The sequence below is a fragment of the Streptacidiphilus sp. EB103A genome (genome assembly GCF_041261405.1).
Lineage (GTDB): Bacteria > Actinomycetota > Actinomycetes > Streptomycetales > Streptomycetaceae > Streptacidiphilus.
On the sequence record NZ_JBGCAQ010000001.1, the window covers coordinates 506,765 to 526,054 of the forward strand.

The 19,290-nt window shown below is 72.7% G+C and carries 14 protein-coding genes and 1 tRNA gene; 13 read left to right on the top strand and 2 right to left on the bottom strand.

The features are described 5' to 3' along the window. Position 1 precedes the first annotated feature (1 nt). The 9 genes from ABH941_RS02280 (at position 2) to ABH941_RS02320 (ending at position 12,570) form a co-directional block, all read left to right on the top strand. A complete protein-coding gene (locus ABH941_RS02280; RefSeq protein ID WP_370126816.1) occupies positions 2–3,580 on the top strand; it encodes a 5-oxoprolinase/urea amidolyase family protein in 3,579 nt (1,192 codons plus the stop codon). Beyond that, positions 3,577–5,280 (top strand): allophanate hydrolase, encoded by a 1,704-nt coding sequence (locus tag ABH941_RS02285; protein ID WP_370126817.1) that lies wholly within the window; start codon positions 3,577–3,579, stop codon positions 5,278–5,280. Before ABH941_RS02280 ends, ABH941_RS02285 begins: the two co-directional genes overlap by 4 nt. A 328-nt stretch (positions 5,281–5,608) precedes the next feature. Next, positions 5,609–6,223 carry a hypothetical protein gene (locus ABH941_RS02290; protein ID WP_370126818.1) on the top strand — a complete coding sequence of 205 codons (615 nt, stop codon included), beginning with the start codon at positions 5,609–5,611 and terminating at the stop codon, positions 6,221–6,223. Positions 6,224–6,431: 208 nt separating this feature from the next. Beyond that, positions 6,432–7,328, top strand: a complete 897-nt coding sequence (locus ABH941_RS02295) for an alkaline phosphatase family protein (RefSeq protein WP_370126819.1) — start codon at positions 6,432–6,434, stop codon at positions 7,326–7,328. A gap of 48 nt (positions 7,329–7,376) precedes the next feature. Then, positions 7,377–8,558, top strand: coding sequence for an EfeM/EfeO family lipoprotein (locus ABH941_RS02300; RefSeq protein ID WP_370126820.1), 1,182 nt, complete (start codon positions 7,377–7,379; stop codon positions 8,556–8,558). Further along, complete coding sequence (locus ABH941_RS02305) at positions 8,555–9,799, top strand: Dyp-type peroxidase (RefSeq protein ID WP_370126821.1); 1,245 nt, start codon at positions 8,555–8,557, stop codon at positions 9,797–9,799. Before ABH941_RS02300 ends, ABH941_RS02305 begins: the two co-directional genes overlap by 4 nt. A gap of 95 nt (positions 9,800–9,894) precedes the next feature. Then, on the top strand, positions 9,895–10,752 hold the full coding sequence (locus tag ABH941_RS02310) for a MerR family transcriptional regulator (protein ID WP_370126822.1): 858 nt from the start codon (positions 9,895–9,897) through the stop codon (positions 10,750–10,752). 47 nt (positions 10,753–10,799) lie between these two features. Then, a tRNA-Met gene (locus tag ABH941_RS02315) sits at positions 10,800–10,873 on the top strand. A gap of 170 nt (positions 10,874–11,043) precedes the next feature. Next, complete coding sequence (locus ABH941_RS02320; protein ID WP_370126823.1) at positions 11,044–12,570, top strand: DEAD/DEAH box helicase; 1,527 nt, start codon at positions 11,044–11,046, stop codon at positions 12,568–12,570. An 87-nt stretch (positions 12,571–12,657) separates the two neighbouring features. Here the strand turns inward: ABH941_RS02320 and ABH941_RS02325 are convergent, their stop codons facing one another. Next, positions 12,658–13,497 carry a SigB/SigF/SigG family RNA polymerase sigma factor gene (locus tag ABH941_RS02325; protein ID WP_370126824.1) on the bottom strand — a complete coding sequence of 280 codons (840 nt, stop codon included), beginning with the start codon at positions 13,495–13,497 and terminating at the stop codon, positions 12,658–12,660. 424 nt (positions 13,498–13,921) lie between these two features. On the opposite strand from ABH941_RS02325, the gene ABH941_RS02330 reads away from it, so the two are divergent. Genes ABH941_RS02330 through pgi form a run of 3 tightly spaced genes read left to right on the top strand, consistent with a single transcriptional unit; the run spans position 13,922 to position 17,503 of the window. Continuing rightward, complete coding sequence (locus tag ABH941_RS02330; RefSeq protein WP_370126825.1) at positions 13,922–14,581, top strand: response regulator transcription factor; 660 nt, start codon at positions 13,922–13,924, stop codon at positions 14,579–14,581. Further along, positions 14,578–15,798, top strand: coding sequence for a sensor histidine kinase (locus ABH941_RS02335; protein ID WP_370126827.1), 1,221 nt, complete (start codon positions 14,578–14,580; stop codon positions 15,796–15,798). The genes ABH941_RS02330 and ABH941_RS02335 overlap by 4 nt, the downstream gene beginning before the upstream one ends. A gap of 43 nt (positions 15,799–15,841) precedes the next feature. Beyond that, complete coding sequence (pgi, locus tag ABH941_RS02340; protein WP_370126828.1) at positions 15,842–17,503, top strand: glucose-6-phosphate isomerase; 1,662 nt, start codon at positions 15,842–15,844, stop codon at positions 17,501–17,503. Between the two features lie 12 nt (positions 17,504–17,515). On the opposite strand, the gene ABH941_RS02345 is transcribed toward pgi, so the two are convergent. Further along, positions 17,516–18,328, bottom strand: coding sequence for an SDR family NAD(P)-dependent oxidoreductase (locus ABH941_RS02345; protein WP_370126829.1), 813 nt, complete (start codon positions 18,326–18,328; stop codon positions 17,516–17,518). An 87-nt stretch (positions 18,329–18,415) separates the two neighbouring features. On the opposite strand from ABH941_RS02345, the gene ABH941_RS02350 reads away from it, so the two are divergent. Then, positions 18,416–19,270, top strand: coding sequence for a thioesterase family protein (locus ABH941_RS02350; RefSeq protein ID WP_370126830.1), 855 nt, complete (start codon positions 18,416–18,418; stop codon positions 19,268–19,270). Positions 19,271–19,290 lie beyond the last annotated feature (20 nt).

Consider the following 19,290-nt stretch of genomic DNA (forward strand, 5'->3'; position numbering starts at 1 on the left):
GATGCCTGATCGCGCCTTCGACACCCTGCTGGTCGCCAACCGCGGCGAGATCGCGGTCCGCGTCATCCGCACCGCCCGCCGCCTCGGCCTGCGCACCGTCGCGGTCTTCTCCGACCCGGACCGCGGCGCGCCGCACGTCCGGCTCGCCGACCACGCCGTCCGCCTCGGGCCCGCGCCCGCCAAGGACAGCTATCTCCGCGCCGACCTGGTCCTCAAGGCGGCGCTGGACAGCGGCGCCGGGGCGATCCACCCCGGCTACGGATTCCTGTCCGAGGACGCGGAGTTCGCCCGCAGCGTCGAGGACGCCGGGCTGGTGTTCGTCGGACCGACACCCGAGCAACTGGAGGTGTTCGGCGCCAAGCACACCGCCCGCGCCGCCGCCGAGGCCGCCGGAGTGCCGCTGCTTCCCGGGAGCGGCCTGCTCCCTGACCTCACGTCAGCCCTGACGGCCGCGGACGCCCTCGGCTACCCGGTGATGCTCAAGGCCACCGGCGGTGGCGGCGGCATAGGGATGCGTGCCTGCCACGGGCCGGACGAGCTGGCCGAGGCCTGGGACAGCGTCCGCCGGGTCGCGACGGCCAGCTTCTCGGGCGCCGGCCTGTTCCTGGAACGGCTGGTCGAGCAGGCCCGCCATGTCGAGGTGCAGGTGTTCGGTGACGGGACCGGTCGCGTGGTCACCCTGGGCGACCGAGACTGCTCGCTGCAGCGGCGCAACCAGAAGGTGATCGAGGAGGCCCCCGCCCCGGGGCTCCCCGACGCCGTCCGGGCCGGGCTCGCCGAGTCGGCCGCCGCGCTCTGCGCCTCCATCGGCTACCGCTCCGCCGGAACCGTCGAGTACGTCTATGACGCGGCCCGCCAGGAGGCGTCCTTCCTGGAGGTCAACACCCGGCTGCAGGTGGAGCATCCGGTCACCGAGGCGGTCTACGGGGTGGACCTGGTCGAGTGGATGCTCCGGCTGGCCCAGGGCGACCGCGACGTCGTCCGGCCGGTCGGCCCGCCGCGCGGCCACGCCGTCGAGGCCCGGGTCTACGCCGAGGACCCGAACCGGGACCACCGGCCCAGCGCCGGTCTGCTCACCCGGGTCGCCTTCCCTGCGGACGTCAGGGTGGACACCTGGGTGGAGACCGGCACCGAGGTCGGCACCAGCTACGACCCGATGCTCGCCAAGGTCGTCGTCCACGGCGAGGACCGCGCCGACGCCCTGGACCGCCTGGACGCGGCCCTGGCCGACAGCCGGGTCGACGGCATCGAGACCAACCTGGGGCTGCTCCGCGCCGCCACCGCCGCGCCCGCCGTCCGTGCGGCCGTGCACACCACCGCCACTCTGGCCGGCATCACCGACCCGCTGCCCAGGATCGAGGTGGTCCGGGCCGGCACCCTCACCACCGTCCAGGACTGGCCCGGGCGGACCGGGTACTGGCATGTCGGCGTCCCCCCGTGCGGGCCGATGGACGACCTGTCGTTCCGGCTCGGCAACCGGGCGGTGGGCAATCCCGAGGGCGCGGCCGGGCTGGAGTGCACCCTGGAGGGACCGGCCCTCCGTTTCAGCGCCGCCACCACCGTCTGCGTCACCGGGGCACCGGTCGAGGTCACCCTGGACGGGGTGCCGGTGCCGCAGTGGGAGCCGCTGACGGTTCCCGTCGGCTCCGAACTGGCCGTCGGAGCACCGGAGGAGGCCGGGCTGCGCAGCTATCTGCTGGTCGCCGGTGGGCTGGACCTGCCGGACTTCCTCGGCAGCGCGGCCACCTTCACCCTGGGCCGGTTCGGCGGCCACGGCGGCCGCGCCCTGCGCGCCGGCGACGTCCTGCACGGCGGCCGGACCGTCACCGGGACCAGCCAGGTGCCGCTCGCCGACCGCCCCGTGCTCACCCGCGACTGGACCCTGGACGCCGCCGAAGGGCCGCACGCCGCACCGGAGTTCTTCACCGAGGACGACATCGCCGAGTTCTACGCCGCGAAGTGGAGCGTGCACTTCAACAGCGCCCGCACCGGCGTCCGGCTGGTCGGTCCCAAACCCGCCTGGGCCCGCCGCGACGGCGGGGAGGCGGGGCTGCACCCGTCCAACATCCATGACACCCCCTACTCCGTCGGCGCGGTCGACTACACCGGCGACATGCCGGTGCTGCTGGGACCTGACGGCCCGTCACTGGGCGGCTTCGTCTGCCCGGCGACCGTGCTCACCGGCGACCGCTGGAAGTTGGGGCAGCTGCGCCCGGGGGACACCGTCTCCTTCCGCCCGGTCACCGTGGACGGCCGGGACCGGCCCGCCATCGTGGACGGCGGCATCCTCGCCCGCACGCCCGAGGGGGTCGACCGGCCCGCCGTCGGCTACCGGCGCAGCGGCGACGACAACCTGCTGGTCGAGTACGGTCCGATGCAGCTCGACCTGGCCCTGCGGATGCGCGTGCACGCCCTGGCCGAGGCGCTCGCCGCGCTGGACCTGGCCGGTGTGGTCGACCTCACCCCGGGCATCCGCTCGCTGCAGATCCACACCGATCCGGCCGTGCTGCCGCTCGCTGAACTGCTGCCGCTGGTGCAGGAGGCGGAACGGCGGCTGCCGCCCACCCGCGAGCTGCGGGTTCCCTCGCGGACCGTCCATCTGCCGCTGTCCTGGGACGATCCGGCGACCCGTGAGGCCATCGCCCGCTACATGGCCGGGGTGCGCGACGACGCGCCCTGGTGCCCGTGGAACATCGAGTTCATCCGCCGGGTCAACGGACTGGACTCGGTCGAGGATGTCTACCGCACCGTATTCGACGCCGAGTACCTGGTCCTCGGCCTCGGTGACGTCTACCTCGGCGCGCCGGTGGCCACCCCGCTGGACCCCAGGCACCGGCTGGTCACCACCAAGTACAACCCGGCCAGGACCTGGACCGCGGAGAACTCCGTCGGTATCGGCGGCGCCTACCTGTGCGTCTACGGCATGGAGGGCCCGGGCGGCTACCAGTTCGTCGGCCGCACCGTCCAGGTCTGGTCCGGCTGGCAGCAGCGCGGCCCGTTCGAGGCCGGGAAGCCCTGGCTGCTGCGCTTCTTCGACCGGATCAAGTGGTTCCCGGTGGCGGCGGACGAACTGCTGGAGATGCGCGCCGACATGGCGGCCGGCCGACTCGCGGTCACCATGGAGGAGGGCGAGTTCGCGCTCGCCGACCATCTCCGCTTCCTGGACGACAACGCCGCCGACATCGCGGCCTTCCGGGAGCGGCAGGGCGCCGCCTTCGGAGCGGAACGCCAGGCCTGGGAGCTGGCCGGGGAGTTCGACCGGGCCGAACAGGCCCAGGTCGCGGCTCCGCCTGCGGAGGAGATCACCGTCCCCGAGGGCGGACGGCTGATCGAGGCCCAGTTCACGGCCTGCGTCTGGAAGGTGGACGTCGAGCCTGGGCAACTGGTCACCGCGGGTCAGCGGCTGATGGCGGTGGAGGCCATGAAGATGGAGTCCGTACTGACGGCGCCTCAGGACGGCCTGGTGGAACGGCTGCTGGTGCGAGCCGGGGACCAGGTGGAGGCCGGGGCGCCGCTGCTGCTGCTCGTCCCGGCCGAGGTCAGGGAGACAGTCGAGGCCACGATCGGAGACGCCGCATGACCGAGGGACCCGCACTCGCCCGGATCCGGGCTGCCTACCGCCGCATCGCGGAGGTGGACCGCCCGGAGATCTGGATCGACCTGCGTCCGCAGCCTGAGGCCGAGGCCGAGGCCCGCGCGCTGGACGCCCGGACCGCCGCCGGGGAGCGGCTGCCGTTGGCCGGGACCGTGCTCGCGGTCAAGGGCAACATCGACGTGGCGGGCCTGCCGACCACGGCCGGCTGCCCCGGCTACGCCTACCAACCCGAGCAGGACGCCGCCGCGGTCGCCCGGCTGCGTGCCGCCGGGGCGATCGTGCTGGGCAGCACCAACCTGGACCAGTTCGCCACCGGCCTGGTCGGCACCCGCAGCCCGTACGGCGTGGTCCGCAACGCCCTCGCCCCCGACCGGATCTCCGGCGGCTCCAGCTCCGGCTCCGCCGTCGCCGTCGCCCTGGGCATCGCCGACCTCGCCCTGGGCACCGACACCGCGGGCAGCGGACGGGTCCCCGCCGCCCTCAACGGCATCGTGGGCCTCAAGCCGACCTACGGGACCGTCCCCACCGCCGGTGTCGTGCCCGCCTGCCGCAGCCTGGACTGCGTCAGCGTCTTCGCCCGCAGCATCGCCGAGGCCGAGCAGGCCCATGCGCTGCTGCTGGACAGCCCGCCGGAGCCGTCGGTGCGCCGTCCCGGGCCCTGGCGGGTCGCGGTGCCGGACGCGTCGCAGCTCGGCGAGCTCGACCCGGGCTGGGATGCCGCCTGGGCCGCCGCGGTGGCCGGCCTCGCCGCCGCCGGGGTCGAACTGCTGCCGATCGACCTGGAGCCCTTCAGCCGCGCGGCGGAACTGCTCTACCAGGGCGCCTTCGTCGCCGAGCGCTACACCGCCGTCGGCGCCTTCATCGACAAGCACGCCGGTGACCCCGACGCAGGCGTCGACCCGGTCGTCGCCGGCATCATCGGCGCCGCCCGCGACATCCCCGCCCACCGGCTCTTCGCCGACCAGGAGGAGCTGGCCCGGCTGCGCGCCGCCGCGCTGGCCGAACTGGGGGACGCCGACGCCCTTTTGCTGCCCACCACGCCCGGGCACCCCACCCTGGCCGAGGTCGCCGCCGACCCCGTGGGCACCAACTCCCGGATGGGACGCTTCACCAACTCGACCAACCTGTTCGGTCTGTGCGCCCTGGCCGTCCCGGCCGGAACCGTGCCCGGCACACCGCGACTGCCGTTCGGGGTGATGCTGATCGGCCGTCCGCACACCGAGGCTCGACTCGGCGCCATCGCCCGGCAGTCGGCCCCCGCCGCACCGGTACGCCTCGCGGTGGTCGGCGCGCACCTCAGCGGTGAACCGCTCAACGGCCAACTCCTGGAGCTGGGAGCACGACTGGTGTCCGTCACCACCACGGCGGCGGAGTACCGGCTGCATGCCCTGGCCACCAGCCCGCCCAAGCCGGGCCTGGTCCGGGTAGCGGAGGGCGGTGCCGCCGTCGCGGCCGAGGTCTGGGAGCTGCCCGCGGCGGGCCTGGGGCGGCTGGTCGCGGGGCTGCCCGCGCCGATGGCCATCGGCAGCGTGCGACTCGCGGACGGCAGCGCGGTGGCCGGCTTCCTCTGCGAACCCGCAGCTGTCCGGAAGCCCGACGAGGCCCCCGACATCACCGCCTACGGCGGCTGGCGCGCCTACCTGGCGGCGACCGCCGGCCCCGGTGGGTCGTCCGGTTCGTCCTGACCCGGCGTCACCAGCCCGTTCTCATAGAACGTCCTGGGCCCTGCTCGCCAGGCTCAGCTAGCCGGTGTTCCTACCCCGGTCTGACGCGGCCGGGGTCGTGACGCGCGTAACTTTGCTTCTGCGGCGGGGAGTTCCGGACCGGCCGGCGACCGGCCCGGCGGGCGCCGCCGCACAGCCTGGAGCGTCACGGGGCGCTCCGGCCGTCACGCCGGCTGAATCGCCCCGCGGGGGAAGGGCGAGGGGGCACGGGGGAGCGACGCGACCGGGGGCAGTCACGGCCTCCGGCCGCATCGTTGCCCTGACCGGGCAGTCGGTATGCTCACCGCTCATGCGGGAGATACGGGGGGTCCGGGCCGAGCCCGGCGGGTCGGTGATCATGGAGTTCGACGGCGAGTGGTTCCGGGCACGCCGACGCCGTTGGGGCGCGGACTTCCGCGAGCGCTGGCTCGGCGAGACCGCGGTCGCCTTCGCGATGCTGGCCTTCTTCGCGGGCCTGGGCCTGTGCTGGCTGACCGTCGCCAAAATGCACGTCCCCTACGCCGTGACGGCGGCCTTCGGCTGGACCGCGCTCGCCGCCCTGCTCTATGCGGCGGTCGCCTCGATGTTCACCTACCCGGAGGAGTGGCTCGGCGGCCTGCTACTCGTCCCGATACTGGTCATCGGCCTGCTCACGCTGCCCTTCCTGCTGATCCCGGCCTTCCGCCGACTGCTGGTCCGGCTGCTCCACCGGCCCAGGGGCGGCGCCGGCGCCGTCCCCGGCGTCCGCCCCGGCTGGCTGTCCCTCGCCCAGCTCGACGGCGTCTGGTACGAGCAGGTGGACCCGGACGGCGGTTGCCGGGTGACGATCCGTCAGACCGACGGCACCGTGGCCCGCTACACCGCCGAGGGCGCCGCCGGGGCGCAGCTGCACTCCAGTTTCGAGAACCTGCAGACGGCCCGCTGACAGCGCCACCAGGCAGACCTGTCGGTGACCCGCGAGGTCGACACCGGCTCCTCGGCGCCACCGATCCCGTTGCGACTGTCGCCCCAAGATGACATGCTCAATTCATCTTGCTCGAATTGTTCGTACCGCTACCGGTCATCCCGCATTCCTACGCTGATCCGCGAAGCAGCGCCCTGCCGCCACCCAGCCCCTCACTGTGGAGTCCGTCATGCGTCTGAGGTCCCGCACGCTCGCCCCGCTCGCCGCTGCGACCGCGGCAGCCGTCGCCTTCGGCGTGGCAGCCGTCCAGACCCACGCCAGGCCCGCCGCCACCCCGATCGCCGCCAAGGCCGTCGCCGGCACCGTGCCCACCCCGGCCCATGTCGTGGTGGTGATGGAGGAGAACCACTCCTACGACGACATCATCGGCAACAGCGACGCTCCGTACATCAACTCCCTGGCCGGCCAGGGCGCGTTGCTCACCTCCTCGTACGCGGTGACCCACCCCAGCGAGCCCAACTACCTGGCGCTGTTCGCCGGCAGCACCTTCGGCCTGAGCAGCGACAAGTGCCCGGTCAGCGAGGGCACCACGGCGAACCTCGGCTCCGAGCTGCTCGCCGCGGGCTACACCTTCAAGGGCTACTCCGAGGGCCTGCCCTCCACCGGCTCGACCGCCTGCACCTCCGGCAAGTACGCCCGGAAGCACTCGCCCTGGGTCAACTTCAGCAACGTTCCCGCCGCCGACTCGCTGCCGTTCAGCTCCTTTCCCACCACCACCTCCGGCTACGCGAGCCTGCCCACGCTGTCGTTCGTGATCCCCAATCTCAACAACGACATGCACGACGGCACCATCGCCACCGCCGACACCTGGCTGAACAGCAACCTGTCCGCCTACGCGACCTGGGCCCAGGCCAACAACAGCCTGCTGATCGTCACATGGGACGAGGACGACTACACCGAGAGCAACCAGATCCCCACCATCGTCGTCGGCCAGTCGGTCGCTGCCGGGACCTACGACGAGACCGTCGACCACTACAACCTGCTGGCCACCCTTGAGCAGATGTACGGGCTGACGGCGGTGGGCAACAGCGCCTCCGCCACCGCCATCACCGACATCTGGAACTGAACCGGCCGGCACCGAGAACCGCACCCAGAACGGGAACAGCACCTGACCATGCGCCGACCGCCACTCCGCGCCGCAGCGGCCGCCCTGACCGCGGCGACGGTGATCGCCCTGCTCGGCGTTGCCGTCTCCGACGCCCCGGACGGCCGCCCCGCCGCACCCGTGATCACCGTCAGTGAGAACGGCTGCGGCGCGGGGTGGACCGCGTCCGCGATCAGGCACGCCGGGCAGTTGGTGCTGCGCCTCAGCGACACCGCCAGAGATCCGGCAGAGGTCTATCTGATCGCCCCCGGCAACGGCGAGGTCTACGCCGAGGTGCTGTCGCTGCTGCCCGGGGTGCCCAGGACGCTGTCCACCACCCTGGACGGCGGCAGCTACGCGCTGCGCTGTGTGTTCACCGACGGCCAGGTGCGGACCTCCCCGACGCGGACGCTCAGCGGCACCGCCGCCGAGGCGGTGGCCGGCGTCCTGCCGCTGCCGGACCTGGACCTCGGCGCCCCCGTCACGGCCTACCGTTCCTACGTCACCGCCGCGTTGCCCGGGCTGCTCGCCGACAGCCGCAGGCTCGATGCCGACCTCGCCGCCGGCGACCTGGTCCGGGCCCGCGCCGACTGGCTGCCCGCGCATCTGGACTACGAGCGGCTGGGCGCCGCCTACAACTCCTTCGGCGACTTCGACGCCGCCGTCGACGGCACCGCCGACGGTCTGCCCGGCGGCACCGCGGACCCCTCCTGGACCGGCTTCCACCGGATCGAGTACGGCCTGTGGCACGGCCAGAGCGCCACCGAACTGCGCCCGCTGGGCAGCGAGTTGGTCAAGGACGTCCAGGACATGATCGCGGACTTCCCCAGCGCCGACACCGATCCGGGCGACCTGCCGCTGCGCAGCCACGAGATCCTGGAGAACGCGCTTCAGTTCCAGCTCACCGGCGAGTCCGACTACGGCAGCGGCACCGCCCTGGCGACGCTCCAGGCCAATGTGCAGGGGACCAGGACGGTGCTCGGCACCCTCGCCGCGCTGATCACCCCGCGCGACCCGGCCCTGCTGCCCGCCCTGGACTCCGGCCTGTCCGCGCTGGACGCCGACCTCGCCGCCTGCCGGACGCCCGGTGGCTGGATCGCCCCCACCGCACTGCCTCTGACCCGGCGTCAGCAGCTCGACAGCGCGTTGGGCGGGTTGTTGGAGCAGCTGTCCACCGTCCCCGACCTGTTGCAGGGAAGGCCGTCCGCATGAGCCCCTCCGCCGAGCCGTTGCGACGCCGGTCGTTCCTGCGCGGTGCGGCCGTCGGCACCGCCGTCGGGGTCGGCGCGCTGGGCGTGGAGCAAGCAGCCGCGGCCGGGTCCGACGGCGGCGGGGATCCGGCCGGACGCCGCATCCCCTTCGAGGGGCCGCACCAGGCCGGCATCGCCACCCCGCAGCAGGCCGCCGCCACCTTCGCCTCCTTCGGCGTCACCGCCGCCGACCGGACCGCCCTGCGCGAGCTGTTCCGTACCATCACCGACCGGATCCGTTTCCTCACCCAGGGAGGCGAACCCCGCCCTGTGAGCGTCGCCTCGGTGCCCCCGGACAGCGCCACCCTCGGCCCCGCCGTCCCGGCCGACGGACTGACCGTCACCGTCGGCGTCGGCTCCTCGCTCTTCGACGCCCGCTACGGCCTCGCGGCCCGCAGGCCGGCCCGGCTCAAGACGATGCCGGTGTTCCCCAACGACCATCTGGCCGGGTCGACAGAGCTCCATGGCGATCTGTCGATCCAGCTCTGTGGCGACTCCCGGGACACCGTGATGCACGCCCTGCGCGACATCGCCAGGCACACCCGCTCCGGCATGCAGCTCACCTGGAAGGCCGACGGTTTCCACGCCGCCCCGCGCCCCACCGGCGCGCAGCGCAACCAGCTCGGCTTCAAGGACGGCATCGCCAACCCGGACGTGGCCAAGGCCGCCGTGGCCGACGCCCTGCTCTGGACCAGGGGCGGCGCCGGCGGCGAACCCGCCTGGACCGAGGGCGGCAGCTACCAGGTCGTCAGGATCATCCGGATGCTGGTGGAGTTCTGGGACCGGGTCTCGCTGCACGAGCAGGAGACCATGATCGGCCGCCGCCGCGACACCGGCGCCCCGCTCGACGGCAACCGGGAGACCGACCTCCCCGACTACGCCGCCGACCCCCACGGCATCGCCGTCCCGATGACAGCGCACATCCGGCTGGCCAACCCCCGGACCCGGGCCACCGCCGCCCAGCAGATCCTGCGCCGAGGCTACAACTACGACCGCGGCGTGGACGTCAACGGCAACCTGGACGTCGGCCTGCTCTTCTGCAGCTACCAGCAGGACGTGGTCCGCCAGTTCGAAGCGGTCCAGGCCAGGCTCGCCGACGAGCCGCTGGTGGACTACATCCGGCCCACCGGCGGCGGCTACTTCTTCGCCCTGCCCGGAGTGCAGGGCCCGACCGACTTCCTCGGTGCGAGCATGCTGTCCTGACGGCCTCCCCGCGACCTGCTTGACCTTGTCCCAGGGGGAAGGCCCAGCATCGTGGTGACCGGGCAGAACGCCCGGGACGAGGAGTTTGGACGGCCATGGAGCTCTGGACCATCGGCGCCTTCGCCAAGGCGGCCCGCCTGTCACCGAAGGCGCTGCGGCTGTACGACGAGCTGGAGCTGCTCGTCCCGGCGCACACCGACCCGGTGTCCGGCTACCGCCGCTACAGCCAGGACCAGTTGGCCCGGGCCCGGCTGGTGGCCAGGCTGCGCCGGATCGGCATGCCGCTGGCCCGCATCCGCGAGGTCTGCGATCTGCCGCGCGGCGAGGCGGCCAAGGCCGTGGCCGCCTACTGGGACGAGGTCGAAGCGGGACAGCGCGAGCGCCGCGACATCGTCCGCTTCCTCGTCGACACACTTTCGGAGGGATCCACCATGCTGCCTGTCGCGGTACGCGAGATGCCGGCGCGCACCCTGGTCTGCGCGCTGCGCCATGTCACCTCGGCCGAGATCAACGCGTTCACCGTCGGGATGGTGGTCCGCCTCGGCGACGGCACCGTCCCGTCGCTCACCGGAATGGAGGGCGCGCCCTTCTTCATCTACCACGGTGAGGTGGACGAGGACTCGGACGGCCCGGTCGAGTGGTGCCGTCCCATCCCGGACGAGGCGGCCGAGGCGATGGCCGCCCGCTTCCCCGACCTGACGATCCGCCAGGACCCGGCGCACCGGGAGGCCTATGTCCGGCTCACCCGCAGGGAGCTGTCGCCCGCCGACGGGATGCGGGCCGGGGAGACCCTGGAAGCCTGGATGAACGCCCAGGCCGACGCGACGACCCCGCTCGGCCCGCTCCGACAGGTCTTCTTCGCCGACCCCCGGGGTGTGGCGCCGGACACACCGGTCAGCGACGTGATCGCGCCGCTGCCGCCGCTGCCCGCACTCGAAGCCGACGTGAAGTGAGCCTGCTCCGAGCTGATCGTCCCACTCTGGTACAGTTGAGTTACCGACGCGGGGTGGAGCAGCTCGGTAGCTCGCTGGGCTCATAACCCAGAGGTCGCAGGTTCAAATCCTGTCCCCGCTACTTGAACTCTGTAGGCCCGGCGTTCTCGCTGGGCCTGCAGAGTTTTGCGTGTGACTCAGATCACGCCCCTGCGGAGAACTCTCCGCCGCCCCCTGGCTCGTTCTTGCGATCCTCCGCGCCCAGCGCTGCGGAGCTCTCCTCGAAGCGTGCCGCTACGAGGAAGGTTCTCTGTGAACCATCGCACCAGCCGTACCAATGACCAGCGTCCCGCCACCCGCTTCGGCCGTCCCACCGGGGCGAGCACCCGCAGCGGTGGCGGCGGCGGGCAGTTCCGTGGCCGCCCGCAGCAGGGCGCCCCGCGCCGCCGTCAGAGCACCGCCCCGCAGGGCGAGTTCGAGATGCCGGTCAGCACCACTCCTTCACTTCCGCCGGTCGCCACCTTCGGCGAGCTGGACATGCCCAGCGGCCTGCTGGCGACGCTGACCCGTGAGGGCGTCACCGAGCCGTTCCCGATCCAGGCTGCGACCCTGCCCAACGCCCTGGCCGGACGGGACGTCCTCGGCCGCGGCCGCACCGGCTCCGGCAAGACCCTGGCCTTCGGCCTGGCCCTGCTGGCCCGCACTGCGGGCCGCCGCGCCGAGCCCAAGGCCCCGCTGGCCCTGGTGCTGGTGCCGACCCGCGAGCTGGCCCAGCAGGTCGCCGACGCGCTCACCCCCTACGCCACCGCCGTGAACCTGCGGCTCACCACGGTCGTCGGCGGCATGTCCATCGGCCGCCAGGCCGGTTCGCTGCGCCGGGGCGTCGAGGTGCTGATCGCCACCCCCGGCCGGCTCAAGGACCTCATCGACCGCGGTGACGCCCGGCTCGACCGGGTCGCGATCAGCGTCCTGGACGAGGCCGACCAGATGGCCGACATGGGCTTCCTGCCGCAGGTCACCAACCTGCTGGAGCAGGTCCGCCCGGACGGCCAGACGATGCTGTTCTCGGCCACCCTGGACCGCAATGTGGACCGCCTGGTCCGCCGCTTCCTCAGCGACCCGGTCACCCACTCGGTGGACCCCTCGGCCGGCGCCGTCACCACCATGGAGCACCATGTGCTCTACGTCGCGGACACCGACAAGCGGGCCGTGACCGTGGAGATCGCCGCCCGCGAGGGCAGGGTGATCATGTTCATGGACACCAAGCACGCCACCGACAAGCTGGCCAAGGAGCTGCTCGCCAACGGCGTGCGCGCGGCCTCGCTGCACGGCGGCAAGTCCCAGCCGCAGCGCAACCGGGTGCTGGAGCAGTTCAAGGACGGCCACATCACCGCCCTGGTCGCCACCAACGTCGCCGCCCGCGGCATCCACGTGGACAACCTCGACCTGGTCGTCAACGTCGACCCGCCGACCGACCACAAGGACTACCTGCACCGCGGCGGGCGCACCGCCCGCGCGGGGGAGTCCGGCACCGTGGTCACCCTGGTGCTGTCCAACCAGCGCCGGGAGATGGCGCGGCTGATGGCCGACGCCGGGATCACCCCCAACAACGACCGGGTCCGGGCCGGCGACGCCGAGCTGGCCCGGATCACCGGCGCCCGCAAGCCCAGCGGCGTGCCGGTGGTCATCACCGCGCCCGCACCCGCTGTGCCGGCCCAGGGCCAGCGCGGTCCCCGCGGCGGCTCCGGCCGCAGCGGTGGCGGCGGCAACGGCGGCAACGGCGGTCGCCGCCCGCGCCGTCCCTCCGGCCAGGGCCAGCGCCCCAGCCGCGCGGCCTAGGAGAGTACAGCGAGGGCCCCGAACCGCATCAAGCGGTTCGGGGCCCTCGGCATGTCGGCATGTCGGCATGTCCGGGGGCCGGCGGCGTCAGTCCTCGGCCAGCAGCTCCGCCCGCAGCCTCCCCAGGACCCGGGTCAGCAGCCGGGAGACGTGCATCTGCGAAAGCCCCAGCTCGGCGCCGATCTCCGACTGGGTCAGCTCGGCGCCGAAGCGCAGCGACAGGATCTTCCGGTCGCGCGGCGACAGCTCCGCGATCAGCGGCCGGAGCGATTCGCAGTCGTCGACCCGGGCGATGGCGGCGTCCTCGTAGCCGATCCGCTCGGCCCGGGCCTCGGCGCCGTCCTCGGCCGGGGCGTCCAGCGAACCGGCCGTGTAGGCCATGCCCGCCCGCAGCCCCTCCTCCACCTCGGCCTCGGTCAAACCCAGGCGCACCGCCAGTTCGGCGGTGGTCGGCGTCCGGTCCAGCTCCTGCTGCAGCGCGTCGGTGGCCCTGGCCAGGGCCAGGCGCAGCTCCTGGAGCCGCCGCGGGACCCGTACGGCCCAGCTGGTGTCACGGAAGAAGCGTTTGATCTCACCGGTGATGGTGGGCAGCGCGAAGGTGGGGAACTCCAGGCCGCGGCCGGGCTCGAACCGGTTGATGGCCTTGATCAGTCCGATGGTGCCGACCTGGACGATGTCCGCCATCGGCTCGCTGCGGGTACGGAACCGCGCCGCGGCGTACTTCACCAGCGCCATGTTCAGCTCGACCAGGGTGTTCCGGACGTAGGCGTACTGCGGAGTGCCCTCCTCCAGCTGTTCCAGCCGGCGGAAGAGCAGCTTTGACAGGGCCTTCGCGTTCTCGGGCGAGACCGTGGACGGTGCGGGGATCTCGGGCAGTTCCGCAGCGGCGGGGATCCTCGGCGCCACCGTGCGTGTCGTCTGCCGCATACCAAGCTCCTTCTTCGGGGTTCGGTCCGCATGACTGGCTGCCATGCTCCGGCCGTGTGATGAGCTGTTCGTCGTGCCGTACCCGGGTTCCACCGAGCCCAAGCCCAGCATGGCACGGCCCGGGCCCGCGCCAAAGGCGGGCACCCCCCCCCGTGGTGCCCGCCGACACGCCGTTTCCGGCGCCAGGGGCCCATCCTGGTCGTACTCGAACCTCCGAACCACCCCCGACCAGGGGTTGTCCGCCCTCCGAACGGGGGTCGGGTCAGGTGCCGGCTCGGGGACCGGCTCCGGGCGCCGCGGATTCGCCCAGCGCTGGAGCCTGGGGTACGGTCACGCGGTGTTCCCTGGTCAACGTGCTGTTGAAGCGACACCGGACCGGTGCGCCCCGTGGAACAAGCCAGAGCGACGTCCAGGACAGGTCCCCTTGCCCCTACAGCCAGCCAGCAGCCCCCTCCGGATCGCCATCGTCGACGACGAGGCGCTGATCCGGTCCGGCCTCGCCATGATCCTGGGATCCGCCCCGGACATCGAGGTGGTGGCGACCTGCCCGGGGACGGACGCCCTGAACGTGGTCAGGGAGCTGAGCCCGGACGTGGTCCTGCTGGACATCCGGATGCCCGACGTGGACGGGCTGACCCTGCTGCGCCGGCTGCGGGCGCTGCCCGAGCCGCCGGAGGTCGCCATGCTCACCACCTTCGACACCGACGAGCACCTCGACGAGGCGCTGCGGCTCGGCGCGAGCGGCTTCCTGCTGAAGGACACCGAGCCGGACGTGCTGGCCCGCTCGGTCCGGGCGGTGGCCACCGGGGCGGGATGCCTGTCGGCGCCGCTGCTGCGGCGGCTGCGCGCGGCCGAACGGCGGGGCGCCGCGCGGGGTGCCGAGATCCTCGGCAATCTGAGCGAGCGGGAGCTGCAGGTGCTCGGTTTCCTGGGACAAGGGTTGTCCAACATCGAGATAGGCGCGCGTATGCATCTGGGTGCGGCGACGGTCAAGGACTACGTCAGCGCGGTGCTCACCAAGCTCGGCGTGGCGAACCGGATCCAGGCGGCCGTCCTGGCCGAGCGGGCCGGGCTGCTCGAATGAGCGGCCGCAGACGTCCGCGGCTCAGCGGCCTGCCCACGCTCTGGCGCCGGCTGCCGCAGCGGGTGCGCCACGCCGTGGTGACCCTCGGCCTGGTGGCCGCGTCCACCGTCGACGCCCTGCTGAACTTCCCGCCGCCGCGTGACTGGACCTTCACCGTCTCCATCGTGTCGGCCGTCTCGCTGCTGTTCTGGCGCCGGTTCCCGCGGCTGGTGCTGCTGGTGGTCCTGCCCGGCCTCTACGCCGGTACGGCCGTGCTGGCGGCCATGGCCGCCCTCTACAGCCTGGCCCGGACCAGCCGTCCGCGCTGGGAGGTGTACCTCGGCGGGGGGCTGGTCGGGCTGGGTCTGTTCGTCCCCTGGCCGCTGCACCAGTTCGCGGTGGAGACGCTGAGCGACCACACCCAGGACCTCATCTACGCGGTGATGCTGGCAGCCGGACCAGCGGCGCTGGGCCTGCTGGCGCGGACCCGGGAGGCGCTGTCCGAGCGGGTCGCCGAGCTGGCGACGCTGCGGGACCAGGAGCGCGAGCTGCACGCAGAGACGGTGCTGGCCCGGGAGCGGGCCAGGATCGCCAGGGAGATGCACGACGTGGTCTCGCACCAGGCCGGGCTGATCGCGGTGCAGGCCGGCGCGCTCCAGGTCACCGCGAAGGACCCGGAGGTCCGCGCGACCGCGGGCACTCTGCGCGGCCTGGCGGTGGCCACCCTGGAGGAACTGCGCAGCATGATCCTGGTGCTGCGGGCCGCCGGCGCCGGGCCCACCGAGCTGGCGCCGCAGCCCCGGCTGGCCGACCTGGCCCGGCTGGTGGCCGAGTCGGAGGTGGACGCGGAGCTGCGGATGCCGGTCCCGGCGCCGCCCGCGCTGCCCGAACCGGTGGAACGCGCGGCCTACCGGACGGTCCAGGAGGCGCTGACCAATGTCCGCAAGCACGCTCCCGGCGCGCGCACCGAGGTCGAGCTGGACTGCGTCCGCCCGACCAATGATCCCCCGGTCGCGGAACGGCTGCTGGTCTCGGTCGTGAACGGCCCGCCCGCGCTGGTCCGGGACGGCACCGACCTGTCCGACCTGCCGCGCGGCGGACACGGTCTGATCGGCCTTCGGGAGCGGGCCACCCTGCTCGGCGGCAGCTTCACCAGCGGCGCCACGGCGGACGGGGGCTTCGCCGTACGGCTCAGCCTGCCGATCGCCGGTCCGTCCGATGAGGGGCGCGCGGGATAGGCTCGGGCGCGTACCGAACCTCAGCAGGAATGGAGTCAACGCGATGTCCGAGGGAACCCGTTCCGACCGGCTGCCGCTGGATCGGTCGCCGGAGTGGGCGGAGCTGGGAAAGCACCGGGCCGAGTTGGGTGAGGTGCATCTGCGGGAGCTGTTCGCCGATGACGCGGAGCGCGGGGAGCGCTATGCGCTGCGGGTGGGGGATCTGTACCTGGACTACTCCAAGCACCTGGTGACCGACGAGACCCTGGGGCTGCTGCGGCAGTTGGCCGCCGCCCGCGGGGTGTTCGAGCTTCGGGATGCGATGTTCCGCGGCGAGAAGATCAACATCACCGAGAACCGGGCGGTGCTGCACACCGCGCTGCGGGCCCCGCGTGACGCGGTGGTCGAGGTCGACGGCGAGAACGTGGTGCCCGCCGTGCACGCGGTGCTGGACAAGATGGCGTCCTTCGCCGACCGGATCCGCTCGGGTGAGTGGACCGGCCACACCGGCAAGCGCATTCGCAACGTCGTCAACATCGGCATCGGCGGCTCGGACCTGGGCCCGGCCATGGCCTACGAGGCCCTGCGCTCGTTCACCGACCGGGACCTGACGGTCCGCTTCGTGTCCAACGTCGACGGCGCCGACCTGCACGAGGCGGTGCGGGACCTGGACGCGGCCGAGACGCTGTTCATTGTCGCGTCCAAGACCTTCACCACCATCGAGACCATCACCAACGCCACCTCGGCGCGCACCTGGCTGCTGACCGAGCTGGGCGCCGGCAAGGACGCGGTCGCCAAGCACTTCGTGGCGCTGTCGACCAACGGCGCCGGCGTGGCCGACTTCGGCATCGACGTGGCCAACATGTTCGAGTTCTGGGACTGGGTGGGCGGCCGCTACTCCTACGACTCGGCGATCGGCCTGTCGCTGATGATCGCGATCGGCCCGGACGCGTTCCGGGAGATGCTGGCCGGGTTCCACCTGGTCGACGAGCACTTCCGGACCGCGCCGCCCGAGCAGAACGTGCCGCTGCTGCTGGGCCTGCTCGGGGTCTGGTACGGGGCGTTCTTCGACGCGCAGTCGCACGCGGTGCTGCCGTACTCGCACTACCTGTCCAAGTTCACCGCGTATCTGCAGCAGTTGGACATGGAGTCCAACGGCAAGTCGGTGGACCGCGACGGGCAGCCGGTGCGCTGGCAGACCGGTCCGGTGGTGTGGGGCACGCCGGGCACCAACGGGCAGCACGCCTACTACCAGCTGATCCACCAGGGCACCAAGGTGATCCCGGCGGACCTGCTGGGCTTCGCCAAACCGGTGGCGGATCTGGCGCCGGGGCTGGTGGCGCAGCACGACCTGCTGATGGCGAACCTGTTCGCGCAGGGCCAGGCGCTGGCCTTCGGCAAGACCCCCGACGAGGTGCGCGCCGAAGGTGTGGCCGAGGAGCTGGTGCCGCACAAGACGTTCAAGGGCAACCACCCCACCACCACCATCCTGGCGCAGGAGCTGACGCCGGGCGTGCTGGGGCAGTTGATCGCGTTGTACGAGCACAAGGTGTTCGTGCAGGGCGCGGTGTGGAACATCGACTCCTTCGACCAGTGGGGCGTGGAGCTCGGCAAGGTGCTGGCCAAGAAGATCGAGCCGGTCCTGGTCGACGGCCAGGGCTTCGACGCCCTGGACTCCTCCACCGCCGCCCTGGCCACCCGCTACCGCACCCTGCGCGGACGCTAGCCCCGTCCGTCCTCACCAGGGCATCGCCACGCCGCCGTTGGGACGCAGGATCTGTCCGGTGACGAACCGGGCGGCATCGCTGACCAGGTAGCGGATGGCGTAGGCGATGTCCTCGGGTTCGCCGATCATCCCCAGCGGGGAGAGTCGGCGCAGAGGCTTCTCGGCGGCGGCGCGGGCGGCCTCGTCCACGCTGCCGTCGGGCCGCAGATAGTGCCGTCCGGTCATCGCGGTGCGCACCAGGCCGGGTGCCACCGCGTTCACCCGTACGCCGTAGCGGCCCACCTCGGCGGCGAGGTTGCGGGTCAGCTGGACCACGGCGGCCTTGGACACCGAGTAGCTCATGATCTCGGGCTGAGCGGTGTCGATCGCGCCCGAGGCGGTGTTGACGATGGAGCCGCCGCCGTTGGCGCACATCACCCGTGCCGCTGCCTGGCAGGCGTGGAAGGTGCCCTTGAAGTTGACCGCGAGCACCGCGTCCAGGTCGGCCTCGGGCACGTCCACCACCCGACCGGTGCGGATGATCCCGGCGATGTTGCAGAGGATGTCCAGCCGGCCGTGCTCGGCGGCCGTGTTCTCGATCAGGGCGAAGACCGCCGCCCGGTCGGTGACGTCCAGGGCCGCCCCGGTGGCCGACTTGCCGATGCCCTCGGCGGTGGCCTCGGCCGCCGCCCCGTTCACGTCGGAGCACACCACATACGCGCCCGCGGCGGCCAGCACCCGGGCGGTGGCCCGGCCGATGCCGCTGCCCGCGCCGGTGACCACGGCGACCCGGTCGGCCAGGCCGAAGGGGTCAGAATTGTCGGTACCGGTCTCACTAACCGTCATGGCATCGATGACTACCAGCGTCACCTTGACTTTGGAAGCGACAGTGCAGTTAGCTACTGACAAGTAACTTATGGAGGGGTGACCGGCATGACGGCAGCGGAACAGGTGTCCGAGTTCGACCGGGGGATCGCCGTCACGGCCCGCCCCGGTGTGCCCTCGGTGTACGACGCCGCGTTGGACCCGGGCTGGCGCATCGGCGGCGGCATCAACGGCGGCCTGCTGCTCGCCCTGGTCGGCAACGCCCTGCGGCAGGAGCTGGGCACCGTGAACAACCACGGCGACCCCTTCTCGATCAGCGCCTACTACATCTCCGCCACCCGTCCCGGCCCCGGCGAGATCCGCACCGAGGCGGTCCGCCGCGGACGCACCTTCACCACGGCCGCGGCCACCCTGCTGCAGCAGGACGACGAGGGCGCCACCGTGGAGCGGCTGCGGGTGCTCGCCTCCTACGGCGACCTCGACGCCGCCAAGGGCGAGATCCGCACCAGCGCCACCCCGCCGGTGATGCCCCCGCCGGAGGAGTGCATCAGCTCCGAGCACGCCCCGCCGGACTTCCTCACCCAGGCCGCGCTGCTGGAACGCCTGGAGCTGCGGCTCGACCCGGCCTGCGTCGGCTGGGCGCTGGGGCAGCCCTCCGGGGAGGGCCGGATCCAGGGCTGGCTGCGGCTCGCGGACGGCCGCGAGCCCGACCCGCTGATGCTGCTGTTCGCCGTGGACGCGCTCCCGCCGGTCACCTTCGACCTCGGCCTGTACGGCTGGACCCCGACCCTGGAACTGACCGCCCACGTCCGGGCCCGTCCCGTTCCCGGCTGGCTGCGGGTGGTCCACTCCACCCGGAACCTGGCCGGGGGACTGCTGGAGGAGGACGCCGAGGTCTGGGACGCCTCGGGCCGACTGGTCGCCCAGTCTCGGCAACTGGCGGTCGTGCCGCGCCCGGCCTGACATGCCGTGGGGGAGGGCGC

Excerpts from the sequence above, each read along its gene's own strand:
- ABH941_RS02280 (WP_370126816.1), top strand. The coding sequence starts at position 2 with ATGCCTGATCGCGCCTTCGACACCCTGCTGGTCGCCAACCGCGGCGAG.
- ABH941_RS02285 (WP_370126817.1), top strand. The coding sequence starts at position 3,577 with ATGACCGAGGGACCCGCACTCGCCCGGATCCGGGCTGCCTACCGCCGC.
- ABH941_RS02290 (WP_370126818.1), top strand. The coding sequence starts at position 5,609 with ATGCGGGAGATACGGGGGGTCCGGGCCGAGCCCGGCGGGTCGGTGATC.
- ABH941_RS02295 (WP_370126819.1), top strand. The coding sequence starts at position 6,432 with ATGCGTCTGAGGTCCCGCACGCTCGCCCCGCTCGCCGCTGCGACCGCG.
- ABH941_RS02300 (WP_370126820.1), top strand. The coding sequence starts at position 7,377 with ATGCGCCGACCGCCACTCCGCGCCGCAGCGGCCGCCCTGACCGCGGCG.
- ABH941_RS02305 (WP_370126821.1), top strand. The coding sequence starts at position 8,555 with ATGAGCCCCTCCGCCGAGCCGTTGCGACGCCGGTCGTTCCTGCGCGGT.
- ABH941_RS02310 (WP_370126822.1), top strand. The coding sequence starts at position 9,895 with ATGGAGCTCTGGACCATCGGCGCCTTCGCCAAGGCGGCCCGCCTGTCA.
- ABH941_RS02325 (WP_370126824.1), bottom strand. The coding sequence starts at position 13,497 with ATGCGGCAGACGACACGCACGGTGGCGCCGAGGATCCCCGCCGCTGCG.
- ABH941_RS02335 (WP_370126827.1), top strand. The coding sequence starts at position 14,578 with ATGAGCGGCCGCAGACGTCCGCGGCTCAGCGGCCTGCCCACGCTCTGG.
- pgi (WP_370126828.1), top strand. The coding sequence starts at position 15,842 with ATGTCCGAGGGAACCCGTTCCGACCGGCTGCCGCTGGATCGGTCGCCG.
- ABH941_RS02345 (WP_370126829.1), bottom strand. The coding sequence starts at position 18,328 with ATGACGGTTAGTGAGACCGGTACCGACAATTCTGACCCCTTCGGCCTG.
- ABH941_RS02350 (WP_370126830.1), top strand. The coding sequence starts at position 18,416 with ATGACGGCAGCGGAACAGGTGTCCGAGTTCGACCGGGGGATCGCCGTC.